The 17,106-nt window shown below is 35.3% G+C and carries 18 protein-coding genes; 8 read left to right on the top strand and 10 right to left on the bottom strand.

Features of this window, described 5'->3' with window-relative positions; all coding sequences use genetic code 11:
• The 8 genes from EK417_RS21255 to EK417_RS19780 form a co-directional block, all read left to right on the top strand.
• Positions 1–392: hypothetical protein (locus tag EK417_RS21255; protein WP_168802045.1), on the top strand; the 392-nt coding region annotated here is incomplete at its 5' end.
• 77 nt (positions 393–469) lie between these two features.
• Entirely contained in the window at positions 470–1,240 is a 771-nt protein-coding gene (locus tag EK417_RS19810; RefSeq protein ID WP_110366913.1) for an SDR family oxidoreductase, read from the top strand.
• 75 nt (positions 1,241–1,315) lie between these two features.
• Positions 1,316–2,689: an aldehyde dehydrogenase family protein gene (locus EK417_RS19805; protein WP_136523143.1), complete on the top strand. Its 1,374-nt coding sequence runs from the start codon at positions 1,316–1,318 to the stop codon at positions 2,687–2,689.
• 280 nt (positions 2,690–2,969) lie between these two features.
• A complete protein-coding gene (locus EK417_RS19800; RefSeq protein WP_110366915.1) occupies positions 2,970–3,323 on the top strand; it encodes a DoxX family protein in 354 nt (117 codons plus the stop codon).
• 1 nt (position 3,324) lies between these two features.
• On the top strand, positions 3,325–3,756 hold the full coding sequence (locus EK417_RS19795) for a nuclear transport factor 2-like protein (protein ID WP_228457976.1): 432 nt from the start codon (positions 3,325–3,327) through the stop codon (positions 3,754–3,756).
• A gap of 2 nt (positions 3,757–3,758) precedes the next feature.
• The gene (locus EK417_RS19790) at positions 3,759–4,430 is read left to right on the top strand and encodes a potassium channel family protein (protein ID WP_110366916.1); all 672 of its coding nucleotides are present in this window, start codon (positions 3,759–3,761) and stop codon (positions 4,428–4,430) included.
• The gene (locus EK417_RS19785; RefSeq protein ID WP_228457975.1) at positions 4,431–5,435 is read left to right on the top strand and encodes a bestrophin family protein; all 1,005 of its coding nucleotides are present in this window, start codon (positions 4,431–4,433) and stop codon (positions 5,433–5,435) included.
• A gap of 49 nt (positions 5,436–5,484) precedes the next feature.
• On the top strand, positions 5,485–6,222 hold the full coding sequence (locus EK417_RS19780; RefSeq protein ID WP_136523142.1) for an LCIB family protein: 738 nt from the start codon (positions 5,485–5,487) through the stop codon (positions 6,220–6,222).
• Between the two features lie 468 nt (positions 6,223–6,690).
• Here EK417_RS19780 and EK417_RS19775 read toward each other — a convergent pair whose 3' ends face one another.
• The 10 genes from EK417_RS19775 to EK417_RS19730 all read right to left on the bottom strand — a co-directional run bounded on the left by EK417_RS19775 (position 6,691) and on the right by EK417_RS19730 (position 16,972).
• Positions 6,691–7,338, bottom strand: coding sequence for a response regulator (locus tag EK417_RS19775; RefSeq protein ID WP_228402655.1), 648 nt, complete (start codon positions 7,336–7,338; stop codon positions 6,691–6,693).
• Complete coding sequence (locus tag EK417_RS19770) at positions 7,335–8,069, bottom strand: sensor histidine kinase (protein ID WP_076597809.1); 735 nt, start codon at positions 8,067–8,069, stop codon at positions 7,335–7,337. The genes EK417_RS19775 and EK417_RS19770 overlap by 4 nt, the downstream gene beginning before the upstream one ends.
• Before the next feature lie 634 nt (positions 8,070–8,703).
• Positions 8,704–10,137: a hypothetical protein gene (locus EK417_RS19765; RefSeq protein WP_136523141.1), complete on the bottom strand. Its 1,434-nt coding sequence runs from the start codon at positions 10,135–10,137 to the stop codon at positions 8,704–8,706.
• A gap of 10 nt (positions 10,138–10,147) precedes the next feature.
• Entirely contained in the window at positions 10,148–12,952 is a 2,805-nt protein-coding gene (locus EK417_RS19760; protein ID WP_228457974.1) for a collagen binding domain-containing protein, read from the bottom strand.
• 9 nt (positions 12,953–12,961) lie between these two features.
• On the bottom strand, positions 12,962–13,762 hold the full coding sequence (locus tag EK417_RS19755) for a fimbrial biogenesis chaperone (protein WP_228402659.1): 801 nt from the start codon (positions 13,760–13,762) through the stop codon (positions 12,962–12,964).
• Positions 13,763–13,842: 80 nt separating this feature from the next.
• A complete protein-coding gene (locus EK417_RS19750; protein ID WP_136523140.1) occupies positions 13,843–14,388 on the bottom strand; it encodes a peptidoglycan-binding protein LysM in 546 nt (181 codons plus the stop codon).
• A 201-nt stretch (positions 14,389–14,589) separates the two neighbouring features.
• Entirely contained in the window at positions 14,590–15,135 is a 546-nt protein-coding gene (locus EK417_RS19745) for a peptidoglycan-binding protein LysM (RefSeq protein ID WP_076597813.1), read from the bottom strand.
• Between the two features lie 202 nt (positions 15,136–15,337).
• Entirely contained in the window at positions 15,338–15,880 is a 543-nt protein-coding gene (locus tag EK417_RS19740; RefSeq protein ID WP_136523139.1) for a peptidoglycan-binding protein LysM, read from the bottom strand.
• 297 nt (positions 15,881–16,177) lie between these two features.
• Entirely contained in the window at positions 16,178–16,504 is a 327-nt protein-coding gene (locus EK417_RS19735; RefSeq protein ID WP_076597815.1) for a hypothetical protein, read from the bottom strand.
• Positions 16,505–16,531: 27 nt separating this feature from the next.
• Complete coding sequence (locus EK417_RS19730) at positions 16,532–16,972, bottom strand: transposase (protein ID WP_110366924.1); 441 nt, start codon at positions 16,970–16,972, stop codon at positions 16,532–16,534.
• Positions 16,973–17,106 lie beyond the last annotated feature (134 nt).

Here is a 17,106-nt window from a genome sequence, read left to right as displayed (position 1 = left end):
AAAAAAAAGGCGAAGCCGATTATATTTTCAAAAATTATTCAGCAGTTAATTTGTCTGTTCGCGAACAGTTTTATTATCTCTGGGATAAAGTTGCACGCTATTTTATTGAAAACCCCACTGAGTTTTATTTCTCCTATCAATTCGCCTCTTCTAATATTTTAACTGATGACATTAACCACATTGCAATGAAGCCCTTTTTGGTTTTTGATATACTATATGAAGAAGGTTTAAAACAAAATTTATTTAAACCCTTAAAAGCACATCATCTTAGACTATTTACTTTCAGTACAATTAACGGATGGATACTTTGGGCTAAAGATGAAAAAATCCCTTTCACAGACGATACAATCCAACTTTTTTTGGATATGTCTTGGGACGCAATTAAAATTTAACTTTTTTTAACAATTTTACTGAATGAATATTCAGTCATTTTAATATATTTACAAAATATTTTAAAAATATAACACAAATGTTGAGAAAAGATTTAAACGGAAAAGTAGCCATAGTAGGTGGCGGTGCAAAAAATCTTGGGAGATTAATTTCTTTAGATTTTGCAACTAAAGGCGCTAAAGTAGTAATTCATTACAACAGCGATAGTACTAAAGCAGATGCCGATAAGACAGTAGCAGACATTATTTCTGCAGGTGGAGATGCTTTTGCCATACAAGGTGATTTAACAGTTGTGGAAAACAATACAAAATTGTTTGATGCTGCAATTGAAAAATATGGGAAAGTAGACATTGCAGTAAATACTACCGGAATGGTTATTAAAAAACCAATAGTTAATGTAACTGAAGAAGATTACGACAAAATTTTTGCAGTAAATTCAAAAGCGGCTTTCTTCTTTTTACAAGAAGCTGGAAAAAAATTAGCTGACAATGGTAAAATCTGTACAATTGTCAGCTCATTACTAGCAGCTTACACATCCGACTACGCAATTTATCCAGGTAGTAAAGCACCAATAGAGCATTACACTCGTGCTGCCTCTAAAGAATTTGGTTCAAGAGGGATTTCAGTTACAGCGGTAGGCCCTGGTCCAATGGAAACACCTTTCTTTTATGGTCAAGAAACTGATGGTTCTGCAGCTTACAACAAGTCTGCGGCTGCATTGAGCGGGTTTAGCAAAACAGGTTTAACAGACCCCGAAGATATTGTTCCATTAATCACATTCTTAGTTACTGAAGGATGGTGGATTACCGGTCAAACCATCTTCTCAAATGGTGGATATACAACAAGATAATTATAGCCCAAAAAAAGAAGCCAGCAGTCCGAAACTGCTGGTTCTTTGCTTTAAGATTAATATAAATGCACAATTATGAATAACTACCAATCATTATTCGATACACAAAAAGAATTTTTTTATACCGATACCTCTAAAACCTACGAATGGAGAATAGAGCAATTGACCCGTTTAGAGAAATTCTTAACCGACAATCAGAAAGTTTTTTGCGAAGCTTTGAAAACCGATTTCAATAAACCGCCTTTTGAACAATTATTTGAAATCACAGTTCCACTGGGCGCAATAAAATATTATAAAGAAAATCTTCAGAAACTAATGACTCCTGAGCAGGTAGAAATTCCAAAAGGTTTGGAAGAAACAGGCAATAAAGGAATGATTTATAAAGAACCTTATGGGGTCACTTTAGTAATCGGGCCTTTTAATGCTCCGGTTTTATTGTTGTTAGAACCTGCTATCGCTGCTCTTTCTGCAGGTAATCCTGTAGTATTAAAACCTGCGAATACCACACCGACTGTTGCTAGATTATTTGCTGAACTAATTCCAAAATATTTTGAACCAGAAGCCGTAACCATAGTAACAGGTGGCAGAGAGGAAATCACAGAATTACTAAAACTGCCTTTCGATTTTATATTCTTCACAGGAAGTTCTGCTGTTGGAAAAGTGGTAATGCGTGCCGCTGCAGAAAATCTTACACCGATAGTGCTGGAATTGGGCGGACAAAATCCAACGATTGTAGATGAAACTGCAAATCTTGATATTGCTGTTGACCGTATTCTTTGGGGACATATGGCGATATCTGGTCAATGGTGTATTGCGCCAGGTTATGTATATGTTCACGAGAGTATTGCTGAGGAATTTATCGATAAACTTAAAAAGTCAACAATCAAAATGTATGGCGAAGACCCAAGTCAAAGTCCAGATTTTGCAAGAATGATAAGCGAGAGTGATACACAAAGGGTTGCATCATACATCATTCCGGAAAAAGTAGTTTTGGGTGGTAGATTTAATGTTAAAGACAGATACGTAGAGCCTACTATTCTATATCCTAGTACGTGGGAAGACCCCGCAATGCAACAAGAAATTTTCGGTCCTGTATTTCCTATTTTGGTGTACAATGATTTGAAAGAAATTATAGAAATCATCAAACGGAAGCCTAAGTCTTTATCTGCTTATTTTTTCAGTAAAAACCAAGATAACATTGATTATTTCCTAAATACCGTTTCGTTTGGTGGTGGCTGTATCAACCAAACCAATCTGCATTGTTGGATAGAAAGTTTACCTTTCGGTGGCGTTGGTAATGCAGGCATCGGTAAGTATTATGGCAAAGCTGGATTTGACGCGTTGAGCAATTCAAAATCAATGCTCATTGGTAATCCTGATTTGGAATTAGACGTTTTCCCACCGTATGCAGGTAAAGATATTGCGAAAAATCTAAGTGTTTTCGGATAAGAAAATAACACAGCAAGAAGCCTCAATTTGATAAATAAAGCTATCCTACAATATAATAAACCTCAAATTTGGATTGTGGTGATGGTACTTGATTAGAATACGATACTTCAATTGCCAATCAATGGGTTTCTTACCCTATTATTTTTTTTTAACTTAAAAAAATATTTATGCAATTTGAAAATTATAAAATCTATAAAATTGCTGAGCGGCAATCCATATACAGTCAGGGTAATTTATATAGCGCATTAATCAGTTATGACAAGCCAATAAAATAAAAATTATGATATTAAAAATTATCAACTCAGCATTAATACTCGTGGCAGTATTTATGGGTTTCAAGCAAGGTTGGGCAATGTTTTCTGGTAAACCCGAAATGCTCGAAATGTTTAGCAAATGGAATTTCTCTAAAACGACAGTAATGGTAAATGGTGCAGTAACGATTATTGCAGCTTTACTCATTCTATTTCCAAAAACCTTTGTATGGGGAAATTTCATTATGGCAGCAGGCATTTTAATGATTATCTGCCTTCATTTGTCAGATAAAGATTTAAAAGGTGTGGCAATAGAAATTCCTTTTTTATTGCTTAATCTGATTATTATCTATTTGCAACATCCATTTACAAAAACTATTTAGGATGAAAATAAGCAACCTATTCATTATCACCTTCACCATAATCAGTCTTTCGGCTTGCGGGCAAACAACACCAAAAAAAACAGAAACGAAAACAATTCACAAAAACAACAAAATGGATACAAGTAAATTAATAAATGAAACCGTAAAAAAAGCTTTTGATGCTTGGCAAAGTGGCGATAGCAAAACATTTTTATCATTTTTTACTGCCGATGCAAAATTGTATGATGATGGTAATCTCCGAAACTTTCAAAGTTTTGTAAAAGAAGCTTGTGGACACGAGAAATTTACGACCATAGAAAAAGTAAGTAACAATGGCAAAGACATCATTGGAAATTTTCATACCGAAAGTTGGGGCGATTTTAAAACCTATTTCAATTTCACCATCAACGATGAAGGAAAATTTAATCGATTAGACATTGGACAAGCGAAATAGCTATGAATAAAACAATTGGCACATTGCAAAACTATAAATATGAGTTTCTGTTATTTGCGTTAGTCCAGCATTTATTTATAGGCGTATTCATTACCGATTTAAATTTTTACACCACCGTAATTTGGCCAATAAATATGCTGGTATTGGGTTTGGGTAGTATTTTTATGTATACTGGTAAACACAGTTGGCGGCATTGGTCTCGTAACCTTCATTTTATAATAGTGCTTTTGTTGCCAATTTGTATTCCATTTTTTAAAGATGTGTCCTGGTATTTTTCCTTTCTCAACATCAACTATGTGGTGTTTTTTGCATTTCTGTTTTTAGAATTGCTTAGGTTTTTAATTAAGCCAAGTTACATCAATGCAGACATTATCACTGCTTCGGCTTGCGGTTATTTGTTATTGATAGAGATTTCGGTATTTCTACTTCAATATTTTATGTACCAAAATCCGCAATCTTTCAAGGGAATTGATACTTCTTCTCCCGCGTCAATCTATACAGACTTGGTCTACTTTTGTTCCATAACCTTTACCAGTATTGGGTTTGGAGATATTACACCCAATCATCACATTACAAAGCTCATTACTTCCTTCGTAGGTATTGCAGGGCAGTTTTACACTGTAGTTTTAGTAGGAATTTTACTAAGTAAGTTTTCATCTAATACAAAATCATAAATGAACATATCAAGCCATTATAAACTCACCCATTTCATTCCGTGGACAAGGGTAAAGATTTACAGAATGCTTTTATTGAGCATTGTTCCAACCGTATTATTCTATTTTTTTGGATTAAATTGGGTGGCAATTCCTTGGGTTCCAGTTGCATTATTAGGTACTGCAACAGCCTTCATTTCAGGGTTTAAAAATACCCAAACTTACAACAGAATGTGGGAGGCTCGCCAAATTTATGGAGCGATTATCAACAGCAGTAGAGCTTTCGGCATTATGGTAAAAGATTTTGTAAGAACAGCCAGTACTGAAGAAGATAAGGCTTTGCATAAAGAGATTATTTACCGTCATTTTGCTTGGCTCACAGCATTGCGTTTCCAATTGCGTGAAACAAAAAGCTGGGAAAATATCAAAACAAAAAGCTACAACAAAGAATATTTGAAATATTACAAAGTTCCGGAATGGGAAAGTAATTTAGAAGATGAACTTAAACCATTTTTAAAAGAGAATGAGCTACAATATATTTTATCAACCAAAAACAGGGCAACCCAAATTATTTCAGACCAATCATCAGTTTTAAGAAATCTGAATGAAAGCGGTAAAATTTCGGATTTTTATTATGCCAATTTGGTCATTCAACTAAAAGATTTATACGACCAACAAGGCAAGTGCGAAAGAATTAAGAACTTTCCTTATCCACGTCAGTTTTCGAGCATCAACATTTATTTTACCAACTTATTTTGTATTCTTTTACCATTGGGGTTCATTGGCGAATTTTCAAAATTGATTGAGAAATTTGGGGAAAATATTGTATGGCTTACCATTCCATTCAGTATTATATTGGGCTGGGTATTTTTGGTTTTGGAACAAATTGGGGAAAGTACCGAAAATCCATTTGAAGGAAATGCCAATGACATTCCTACTAACACAAATCTCCAGAAACATAGAAATCGACTTAAGAGAAATGCTTGGAGAAAAAGATTTACCATCCGCAATTCAGCCTCAAAATAATCTAGTGCTTTAAAATAAATTATACATTAATCAAACAAAAAAATATACAATGAACAATTTAGAAACGGTAAAAAAATGGTATCCAAATGCAAAAACAACAGAAGATACCATCAATAAGTTATTAGATGTTATTGAAAGCGAATTGGGCTTAAAACCTAAACAGCTAATGCACGCAGACAGTATGTGCTGTGACGATGTAAACGCCATACAATACCCGCCACGAGCATACGAAATGCTTGGTCCTTTTCATATGGGTGGTTTAAATGGATATCCGTTTGCAGGTGTAACAGGTATGAACGCTTTTGCACATCACGTTCCCGAAGATGGTGCAGTTGTAGTATTTTACGCACCTCATATTGGTATCACAAAAGATGGCACCATTGGCGAGATACATAGAATTGGACAAAGCGCAAATTCGGCGTGTTGTGGTGCCGCAAAAGGCGCATTGGGCAAACTATTGAACAATCAAATTGAAGAAGGAAATGTTACCGATTTGGATTATCAAATGAATACCCTTGAACAAATATTTTTGAAACAAGCTAACAGAATTAAAAATGCCGACAGCCAAATATTTGAAGCGACTGAAGTAATGTACGAAGCCATTGACGAACGTATAGAAACCTTGGTAAGCAAAACAAATTATCCCTGCAAATATGTAGTGTTAATTGGTGCAATTTTTATTAATGGTGATAAAGATATGGGGTCATTCTGTTCTTACAAACGTTTTGACTATATCAACCTTGAAACAAACGAAAGAAAAAGCTTATTGGAGGGATTTTATAAATAGATTTATGAAACCCACCGAGATTTTCCAACATCAATTCTAAAGAGAAATCAAATGTCAACTCTAGAAATTTCTGAAATTTTTTCTTAATCTTTAACTAAATATTTGATGTCTCTTCATTTACAGGTACAAGACAACAATAGCAAAATAAAGACTTTCTATTTCAATGCTGATTTTTATTAGTTTTTAGATTATATTGCATTAGGCAAAAACTAAACAAAATTATCTGATAAAAATAAGTTTTGGAATTCTTGTTTAATTTGGCTCCATCGAACCAAATCATCTACAAAAGTGTTTGAAGATAATCCCGTCTTGCTGAGAAAAAACCAAATGGCATAAACTAAAGACAGTTGGCGCCATTTATTTTATTCTTGATCCCAAAATAATCCAGATGTTTTGGGATCAAGAATAAAATCAGGGGAAACTAAATTGACTTATTTTTAAATCACAATCGTTTTTTTGATAGAATATTTACTGATTATACAACCTGAGAATCTCCACCAGTTCAGGTATAGATCGTATCTTCAGCTTCTCAAACAACCTGTTTTTGTAAGTACTGATCGTGGATGAATGAAGATTCAGCTGATTAGAAATTTCTTTGAGGGGAAGACCTTCTGCAAGTTTATTGGCAATTTGCAATTCGCGGTCTGATAACGCTTCAAAGGGAGATTTTTTTGCCGCGCCATTTAATGATTCTAAAAAGATAGCTTCTTTTATATTGTCACTTACATATCGGCCCTTACTGAGCATCGCCGTTAAGGCAGTCTCAATAACTTCAGTGGAGCTTAGCTTGCTGAGATAGCCACCAGCACCCATTTTCAGATAACGCATCCCATACAACTCTTCATCCTGCGAAGAAAATATTAAAATTTTTAATTCAGGCTGGTGAATTTTTATGTAATCTATTGCTTCCTGAACAGTACCATTAGGCATATTAACGTCCATAATGGCCAGATCAAATTCTTCTTTCAGAATTAATTTATACAGCGATTTATAATCCTCTACTTCTGAAATAATGGCATCGGGTCTGAATCGTTTGATTGTTTGTATCAAACCCATTCGGACGATACCATGATCATCTGCCACAACAATGCGAATGTTTACTTTTAAACCCATCATTCTATAAATTTACGTAAAAAAAGGGAAACCGTAGTGCCTTTATTTTCAGCGGAAATGATTTGGATGTTTCCATTAAGCAAGGATATAAAATTTTTTACAATTTTCAAACTTAATCCAACTCCTTTCTCGCCCGCAGTTCCCAGGAATATGGGATTATCATAAGTGTAGATCGCAGATAAATACTTTTCATTCATTCCTGTCCCGAAATCAATTATGGAAATCACAATCTGATCACTTTCCGTAATTACCTGTAAATAAATATCTTGATCCGGAAAGGAGTATTTTAGCGCATTGTTAAAAATTTTATCTAAAACATATTCGAGCAACAGGCGATCGCTTGCAAGCCATACATTCTGATCACCTTTAAAATAAAATTTAATGTTTTTTTCTTTTAATTTTGCAGCGTATTTTTCTTCTAAATAGTGAAAAAGATTCATCACCATCATTTTAACGGGTTTAATCTTAAATTCACCGTATTGTGTTTTTAGCCAGGCAATGCTGTCCTGGGTAGTTTGCAGATTCTTCCGGGCATCGCGTTTTATCTGCGGCAACAACTTAAAAAAATCTTCCTCACTTAAAGTTTTTTGCTCCAGCTCTTCTATAAGCCACAGAAAAGTTCCAAACAGTTCTTTTGAGTCATGAGACAATATCGAGATCAGTCCGTTCTTGAAATTGATTTCGTTTTCCAGTCTTTCGATTTTTAATTGGAGTTCGTTGATAAAATCATTCATAAATTAAGTATCACGGTTTTAGAAGCTGTTTGAATTATTTTTTTGAAAGAAGGCAGAAAGGGTTATATTGCTTCAATGCAACTAAAAACATATAGTTCAGACCTTTCTTCCAGAAGGCAGCAAGTTAAAAAAAATATCATATTAGTTTTAAAAAAATCAAATGGGATTTACCTGAAATAATACATGTCCTTTTTTATCTCACAAAAATGACTGTGTCAGATTCCATGAGAATTTTGACTCTGCCAGACTGTTGACCGGTATTATCGAAAATAGAGAAAAGGTGAAATATAGAACAGTATCAACAGATTACTGATCACAAACAGCTGAATGATGCAAGATAAAAAATGGCAGCCTGAAGTAACAATCATTGATAGCCAGACTACCAAAATACATCTACATGTATTGAAAATATAGGGGTTTGATGAAGGAAAAATCATCAAAGTAAGACAACGTATTTATGGCGATACTTCAGGAAATCTTTTGGGCAGTTTTGTATTTTCCGACAATTACATGATGAAACCACAGCCATAAAATGCTGTCAGAAAACGAATTATTGGAAGGCATTCACCTTATTTATACTGATGAAGGAATTTTTCATCAGCCAATAAGAGGATTCATTTTCAAAAAAGTATTGTTAGATTGCCGTAAAGCTGTAATAAACATTGATAGAGTAAGTGGTATTTTCCTTACCAACCAAACTTTGTGCACCCGCAGGTGATATGGTGTATCTTACGTTCAGTCCGCGGTCCAAAACCGGTGTTCCGTTAAAGAGGAGTTTTTGAGGCGTTTTGGATAAGGGAACATTTACAGAACTTCCATCCACGCCAATTTGTAAAATATTTGAATTAATGCTGGTCTGCAGACCGCCTTTCTTGAAATAATTTTCGTCCGATTTTACATACAGCTCAAAATTTTCATTATTAGACAACATAATTTGGTTGGGAATCATTTGTGACTGACCGTCAGTGTAATGGGCTGCAGTATTAAAATTGAAGTTTACATTGCGTCCTGAACCGGGGATGGTGATCTCCGACAGAGGAAGCACCTTTAGCTGAACAGCTGTATTTTGCAAACTGTTAATTGAGTTATCTGTACTTCTGGCATTGAAGTTCAATTCAAATGTGTAAGTTCCGGCTTCAAAAAAAAAGTTTTTAAAATCATCCGCAGATACATAAAGCTCCGGAATGAAGTTGCTTCTGTTTCCCGCTACAACACTGAAATTAGCAGCGGAAAAATTTTGAAAATCGGCAGACAAGGCTTTGGTTGTGAGTCCGGATCCGTTACTACCCAATTTAATGCTTGCTATATTTCTGGTTCCTGGAACACCTTTAGAAGAAGTAAACTGAATGTTTGTGGAAGCAGCTTTCGCCCAAAAATTAAAATCGACCGTATGCGCGATTTCCGTATTTCCCAAATCCCATACCCGAGTGCTGGTATTGCGGTAGTCATTCAAAGAAGATATTTCTATGTATTTTGTTAACGAGTTTGTGATCCATCGCATAGATGAAGGAATGACTAAAACTGTTTTAAAATTACGTGGTGTGAAATCATTATAATTCTGAGTGATATCCATGGAGTAATTCCCGGCCCGAAAGGCATTGGCAGTAAATTGTGAGGCAGGAATTTTAAATGTAAAATTGATATTTCCCCGGTTGAATCCTCCCGCCAGACTGATCGATGGTGGTTCAAACCATTTTATAGCACTTGTACTGAATGACTGAAAACCTGGCAAATAACCTGAAAATCCAGTAGATGGCAGCTGTCCGCCCATACTTTCTAATTGCCACAGAAGAGTGGAACTGGGTAAAGTAAGTGAGGAAGAAGAGTGAGTAAAATTTGGCCCGGAAACAGAGGTAAATGTAGGAGCTATGGGAAATAATCCCAAAAAAGCATAATCCCAGTTTGTTCTGTTGGCGTTCGTCATTACCCTTATAGGTACTGAGGTAAATTCGCTCCTGTTAAAAATAGTATTGTCAGGAACCGACAGGTACACATCCTGAGCTTTCATGACTGTAGCCCCACAGAACACGGTAAAAATTCCTATTAGAAAAGTCTTCATCTTTTTCATACTTTTAAATTTAAAACTTTTTCACCTTAATGTTGGTGTCTTTCTTCTTATATTCAAAAACCACGGTTTTTGAATACCCTTCTTTTGTCACCTGAATAGTTTGGGTAGGTTGTGTATAACTGTATTTGTCATTTTCAATATAAAGGCTGTATTTTCCATCTTTCAGGAAAAATTCAAACTCATTTTTTTGGTTAACCACGGCAGTATAAATCACTCCATCTTCACTTTTTGCATACACCACTATTCCGGTTACATCCGTTTCCAAAACATCATAGGCTTGTTTAATCTCTGTTAATTTCCCACTTACCCTGATGTTTTTCACCAAGCCCACTTTGCGGTTAATATTACTATGTACCATAATAGCAGGATCCATCATCAGTCGGGCACCTGCACTTTCGTTTACCTTCAGTGTGTAAGTACCTTCGGGTACATTCTGAAAAACTACTTTTCCGTTCTTATCCGTCATCGCTAAATAATTCTCCAGTTTTACAATTTCATTAGCAAGTACCGATTCGCCGGATTCCAGAAGTCCATTGAAATTTTTATCTTCAAAGAACTGAAACACCACTTTATGATTTCCGAGAGCCGTAGCTGTGGTAAAATATTTTTTAATCCCCACTCTGAACTGGTAATAGCTGCCACTGCTTGCATATTCAGCCGTAGATTTATAACCTGAAAGATTAAAATAACCTGTGGTGGACCAGGAAGGCGAAATCTTATATTCCAGATTACCGGTGATATTGCTGTTTAGATTTTTATAAAGTTCCGAATAGAAAGTCCCGGCTGAAAAAGATCCGGTGAGATTATGATTAAACATCTGGAAATTATATGAGGCATAAACATTATAGTTGGCGAAATTATGGGTTACATCATAATAAGAATTTAAATCAAAGACACTGGTTGCGTTCCATTGAGCTGTTCCGTTGAGGGAGAATGATTTATATCTGTAAGATAAAGTTGTTTTCAAACTGTTGAACCAATCCGGTTTATTATTCTCTTTTGAATAAGAATATTCCGCCGTCAGGTTCAATCCGTGAGCACCTAATGTAGTACTGATATTGGCTTCCAACCGGTAAGAAAAAAGTTCCTGCGATGTGTAAAAATTAGCTGTTTTTTGCTTTTCAACCTTTGGAGACAGTAGAAAATTCCACTTTCTTAAAGAAAACTGATACCCTAACCCCAAAGCTTCTGTACTGTTGAAATAATAACGCAAATTAACAGTATTGCCAGGCTGAACTGGCTCATTCTGGAAACTCAGGAACTCAGGTTCTATCTGCGAATTCTGATATTGTATGAAAGCGCGCTGAGAAGCAGAAAATTGGCGGCCGATCCGCTGATTTGAAAAAAAGGATCCCCGTTTAATCCCTGCATAACTTTTAGTAGCAAAGGAATTAAAAGATTGTATATCCCATTTCCCTATTTTCCCTTCGTAATTGGCTCCCATTGAAGCTCCTGCGTTTTCATCTTTGTTCAAAAGGCCTTTTTCATGGCTCACACCCACTTCCGTACGGATTGAATGTTTATCGTTAATAAAAAATGATGTTAGTGCGTTCGCTACCTGCGTATCTACGTTAAGACGCGGATCATGGTCGAAAATATAGGACACTTTCCCATTGAAAGATTTAGCATTCCCAAAAGCATATTTTGCCCCCACCATGGTAGATCCTTCTGTTTGTTGGAAATAAGTACCATACAGATTATAATTATTTTCCAGCGCGAGAATTTCAATCTGATTATTTTTACCAAATTTGGTAGAAACCTTCCCTCCTCTTCCGAAAACCGGATAATCGTAATCGCTGCTATTAACATTTCCCACCCGTAATACCGTATTTTTTCTCTCCAGTTCCAGCCAGGTATCATACAGGTTGTAACGGCCGTCTTCAAGATAGTAATCTGCGCCAATATTGAAGTGTGATTTCAAATTCTCAGTCACCCGAAATGCTGTGTTTCCCCTCAATTGAAGAAAATTAAGACGTGAACTGTTTTCATTATAGCTCATTTCTGCAAAATTGTTTCCGCTCACCGCTTCGTTTCCCCGGGCAATTTGTCTGTTATGCGATAAAACAACTAAGTAAAGTGTGTTGCTTCCCACAATTTTATTGTCAAGCAGGTCTGTAACTATTGCATTAATATTAAATTCAGGATAAAGTGTATTCTGTTTTCTTACCGCAATTTTGATCTCAACCGTTTGTTTTTCTAAACCTTCCAGCGATACTGTTTGTTGTTTTGGTAAAATTTCCAAACCATCAGGAATAGATTGTAAATCAATCTTAACGGTTCGTTTACTATAACTTTGGTTTTCTACAGTCAGCAGAATTGTGGACTGCGGCAAAGCAGGATTAATGAAATTTTCGTATGTGGCGGTATAAACTGCGATGTTTTTGTTCTCGCCTTTAGCGACGAAGAACGAGGCATTTTCAGTTCTGGTGGCCGTTGGTGTGGTGTAAGAAATCTGGAATTGAATCTCATTGGATTTCAGCTTCATAAAATCCACATTGGCGATCAGTTTCACAGGAAGATTTTTAGACTGTCCCGCACCTAAGGTAAAGTCATTTTTGGGATAGAAAAGCAATCCCGGATAGTTTTCCTTAGGTAGGATATTCTGAATAATAATCTCTTCAGAACTTTTATTCTCAATGATTAGAAAATTAGTAAAAGTAGAACCCTTCTCAACCGCTACACTGTCATTTTCAAAATGGATTTGAATATCTTTCTTTTCCTGCGCAAAGGCCAACGAAAAGTTCAGAAGAACAAATACAAAAAATAAGATTGTTCTTCTTAGGATTGATAACGATATTCCATTCTGTGGTTTCAAAACGTAATTTTAAAATTTAAAGTTTTTTTCGCCTACGCGTAAGTCATTGGATTCTGCCATTTTGATAATAACCACGCCAAGGAAGTTCCCTGAAATGTTCTCTGGTAAAGAAAACTGAACAACCTGATTGGTATCCGGAAGCATGGAGATAGCAATTGAAGGCAATTTTATTTCCTTACCACTGTCTGTGTCTGTGAGTTCAAACTCAACGGTGGCATCATTGATGGTGTTTCCATCATTATGGATACTTACTGCGACTTTTCTGTTCCCTGTACTCTCATTATCTGCCTCTGAAATATTGGTAATATCCAAACTTTTTACATGGTTTCCCGGTGGAGTATAAAAAATGTGAAGTCCCACTTCAAATAAGGTGATAATACCAATACCATTCTGAACACGTGCTTTATCTGCCTGCTGAGGAAGTTGGGTGAAAAACAACATGCTGTTTGTGACGGCAGACTGTGATGCGTTTGCAGGAATCTGCATGGTTACTACAATCTCCTTTGTACTTTTCGCAGGAACTGTTACAGCGTTTTCTAAGGTGGATACCCAGGAAGCATTCGAAGTTTTTGAACTGCCTGCTTCAAGATAAACCTTATTACCGTCTTCTTCTCTAACCCAATCTTTATAGTTCAGGTTAAAAACATAATCCTTATCCGAACTGTTTTGAAGCGTGACTGTCTTTGTTACTTTTTGTCCCGGATTACCTGTGAAAAACAAGCGTGTAGGCGACATAGAGATACTTTGTGCCAGAAGTGAAGAAAAGCCTGTGAGGATACAGAAAATGAAAAGGTGAATAAGCTTGTACATGGTGTAAATAGTTTAATACAAAAGATTTCCAAAACTACTGAAAACATAGCAAAAGGAACCTTTACCAACTAGAAATTTTATTATAAAGCAGTCGCGGTATAGATTACTGTTTGCGTATAAGTTCCGGCTGGTTTTCCTAAAATATCAGAAGATGAGGATTTTGCCGCTGGAATGGTGTAGTCCAGATTCAATGTTAAGGCACTTCCAAGAGGAGCATTGGCTACCAAGGTTCTTTCTCCTGGAGATAAAACCACATCGTTTTTTGTTCCGCCCATTGTTCCAGGAGCTGCTGCAGCTTTGATTGTCAAAACATCTACAGGGATTGATTTTAAACCATTAACGAAATTCGGACCACCTGCTTTTACCTTTACATTAAAGACTTTTGTTGAAGTGATTTTCAAAGCGGAGGCCTGGGCAACTGTTTTGTCCGAATTATAATCCGCTGCAGTAACATAGTTAAAGGCAACTGCACCACCAATTGCTGTACTTCCTGCATCGATAGAGATTACATCGTTCAGGGTAATGTTTACAGTTGTGACTGCGGTTGTATTCTGAGCTTGAACATTCTTGGTTCCTAATATCATTACTCCAATAGTGAAGGCTGTGATTACAATTTGCTTTGTCATGGTAGTATTATTTAATTGTTATTCTTATTTAATTGTTCTCTTTTGAACATTACAAATCTACAGCGGTGATAAAAGTTTCTTTGTAGTGGAAAAAGGAAGTTAACGTAGTAAAATAACTACAGGATTACTCATTGGGTTTAAACAGAAAAACCCTCAATACTTAGAAAATACTGAGGGCATATATATTGATGTGTTTTTTTATTATAAAGCAGTCGCGGTATAAGTTACCGTTTGTGTATAAGTTCCGGCTGGCTTACCTAAAATATCAGAAGATGAGGATTTTGCCGCTGGAATGGTGTAGTCCAGATTCAATGTTAAGGCACTTCCAAGAGGAGCATTGGATACTAAGGTTTGATCCGTTGCAGATAAAACTACAGCACTTTTTGTTCCGCCCATTGTTCCGGCAGCTGTAGCTGCTTTGATAGTTAAAACATTGACAGGGATTAAGTTGGTTCCATTCATAAAATTAGCACCTCCTGCTTTTACTTTAACATTAAAGTTCTTCGTGGAAGTAACTTTTAAAGAGTTGGCTTTAGTAATTGTCTGATCAGAGTTATAGTCTGCTGCAGTAACATAGTTAAAATCAACCGTATTACCAATTGCTGTACTTCCTGCATCGATAGAGATTACATCATTCAGGGTAATGTTTACAGTTGTGGTTGCGGTTGTATTCTGAGCTTGAACATGGTTAGTTCCTAATATCATTGCTCCAATAGTGAAGGCAGTGATTACGATTTGTTTTGTCATGGTAATACTATTTAATTGTTATTCTTATTTAATTGTTCTCTTTTGAACATTACAAATCTACAGCGGTGATAAAAGTTTCTTTGTAGTGGAAAAAGGAAGTTCATGTAGTAAAATAACTACACGGTTTATTCATATGATAAATATGAAAGGCCTCAATACTTTTGTAGTATTGAGGCCTTTTTATTTAAAATTTGTTATTTGCTTACAATGTAGTGGCAGTATAAGTTATTTTTTGTGTGTAAGTTCCCTGTGGTTTTCCGAGAAGTACCCTGGATGCATTTTCCGCCGAAATGGAGTAGGCAATATTTAAAGACTGTTTGGTGCCTAAACTTGCATTACTCACCAGCACCTGATCATGTGCAGATAAAGTAACCTCATTCAGAGTTCCCACCAAACTTCCGCCCGGTATTGCTTTTACCTGTATTATATCTACAGGAATTACGTTTGCACCACTTACAAAGTGTGTACCCTCAGATTTTACTTTTACATCAAAATTTTTGGAGGAAATAATGACTAAACTATTGGGAACGGTCACATTTTTTGCTGAATTATAGTCATTTGTATTCCCATAATTAAAATCTACAGCGCCTTCAGAAGCAACAGAACCAATGTCCACTGCAATAACGTCCGATAAAATAATATTTACTGATGTACTTACCTGCTCTGAATTTTGTGCCATAGCCTGTTGATTTCCTAAGGCTATTGCTACCAGAGACAGTGCAATGATAAAGATTTGTTTTTTCATGATTAATAAATTTAGAGAGGTGTATAAAATATTGTCATTCAGAACTAATTATAAATCTAATAACATTATCTAACATTACCAAAGCCTTTTTCATCATTGACTACATATTGTCATCATAAAGTATAAGGATATTTTGATCTGGGGTTAACTCTTATTATGATCTTTTACCGTTATCAGTACCATAGGTCCGAAAACTGATGTCATTATTCATGGATAAAAATTTTAAACTTTACATCATACATTCAAGTCATTTTTGTAGCTGGATCTATTGATATTTTACATGGTAATCATAAAATATTATTTTCGGAACAATCTTTTCCATTTCGTTATACTATTCCTACTTATATTAAAATGTTGTGCAGTCTGAGTGTTATTCAAACCATATACTTTCTGATAATTTAAAATTCTAAGGATAGCTTCCTTATTATATGAACGGTATTTTTGACTGGTCTGCTTACCGGATCTGTCTTCTTCACCAAATAACATTTTATTAACCTTTATTACACTGAGAATATCCAGGTTATTTTTTAATAAAGGCTTAAATTCTTCACTTCTTTGCGGAAACTTTTTTTTAATAAGATCCATGTAGATATAATTATAATTGGGGTAGTTGATCTTTTCCATTATAAAATTGATTTTCTTTGACCTAGACTATGGCCTGGCTTGTTTATTACTATACTTATATAACCATCTGTGCAGCGTTGTTTTAGGAATTTTATATTCATTAATCACATCACTCATACTCTTTTCACCCGTTTCGATGATTTCCAAAATAAAATCAATCAACTCTTTGGTATAGATACTTTTCCGGAACTCCGGCATTTTAGAATGGTCCGTATTCAGATGTAAAATATGATTTACATTTTGAGGAGCAAACAAAATAAGGTGTTGAGTGTAGATCCTGAAGAAATCATATTGTAATAATTTACTCCATTTAAGCAAAATATCCGTATTCATATTTTCCGACTGGTACATTTCTTCAATTTTTTCTTCATTACATTTAAAGAATTTACCTATGCGCTCCGGTTCTATACCGCATTCTTCCACTCTTTGCCGGATCAAAGATCCTATATTTATAGTTTTAAATTTCATGAATAAGATTGGTATTATAACTTCAATAATAATTTTTGAGAGCAATTCTGATCTACAAATTATATGAACAATCGAAATTAATGATTGTTCATATAATGCAGTATTTAGATATTGTGTTTTATAAATAAAGAACT

This window comes from Chryseobacterium candidae (genome assembly GCF_004916905.1).
Lineage (GTDB): Bacteria > Bacteroidota > Bacteroidia > Flavobacteriales > Weeksellaceae > Chryseobacterium > Chryseobacterium candidae.
This window is presented reverse-complemented; position numbering and strand designations above follow the sequence as displayed.

Bases quoted from the DNA above. Each gene is read 5' to 3' on its own strand.
- EK417_RS19770 (WP_076597809.1), bottom strand. From the start codon at position 8,069: ATGAATGATTTTATCAACGAACTCCAATTAAAAATCGAAAGACTGGAA.
- EK417_RS19775 (WP_228402655.1), bottom strand. From the start codon at position 7,338: ATGATGGGTTTAAAAGTAAACATTCGCATTGTTGTGGCAGATGATCAT.
- EK417_RS19765 (WP_136523141.1), bottom strand. From the start codon at position 10,137: ATGAAAAAGATGAAGACTTTTCTAATAGGAATTTTTACCGTGTTCTGT.
- EK417_RS19740 (WP_136523139.1), bottom strand. From the start codon at position 15,880: ATGAAAAAACAAATCTTTATCATTGCACTGTCTCTGGTAGCAATAGCC.
- EK417_RS19795 (WP_228457976.1), top strand. From the start codon at position 3,325: ATGAAAATAAGCAACCTATTCATTATCACCTTCACCATAATCAGTCTT.
- EK417_RS19780 (WP_136523142.1), top strand. From the start codon at position 5,485: ATGAACAATTTAGAAACGGTAAAAAAATGGTATCCAAATGCAAAAACA.
- EK417_RS19750 (WP_136523140.1), bottom strand. From the start codon at position 14,388: ATGACAAAGCAAATTGTAATCACAGCCTTCACTATTGGAGTAATGATA.
- EK417_RS19745 (WP_076597813.1), bottom strand. From the start codon at position 15,135: ATGACAAAACAAATCGTAATCACTGCCTTCACTATTGGAGCAATGATA.
- EK417_RS19735 (WP_076597815.1), bottom strand. From the start codon at position 16,504: ATGGAAAAGATCAACTACCCCAATTATAATTATATCTACATGGATCTT.
- EK417_RS19730 (WP_110366924.1), bottom strand. From the start codon at position 16,972: ATGAAATTTAAAACTATAAATATAGGATCTTTGATCCGGCAAAGAGTG.
- EK417_RS19790 (WP_110366916.1), top strand. From the start codon at position 3,759: ATGAATAAAACAATTGGCACATTGCAAAACTATAAATATGAGTTTCTG.
- EK417_RS19800 (WP_110366915.1), top strand. From the start codon at position 2,970: ATGATATTAAAAATTATCAACTCAGCATTAATACTCGTGGCAGTATTT.
- EK417_RS19755 (WP_228402659.1), bottom strand. From the start codon at position 13,762: ATGTACAAGCTTATTCACCTTTTCATTTTCTGTATCCTCACAGGCTTT.
- EK417_RS19805 (WP_136523143.1), top strand. From the start codon at position 1,316: ATGAATAACTACCAATCATTATTCGATACACAAAAAGAATTTTTTTAT.
- EK417_RS19785 (WP_228457975.1), top strand. From the start codon at position 4,431: ATGAACATATCAAGCCATTATAAACTCACCCATTTCATTCCGTGGACA.
- EK417_RS19810 (WP_110366913.1), top strand. From the start codon at position 470: ATGTTGAGAAAAGATTTAAACGGAAAAGTAGCCATAGTAGGTGGCGGT.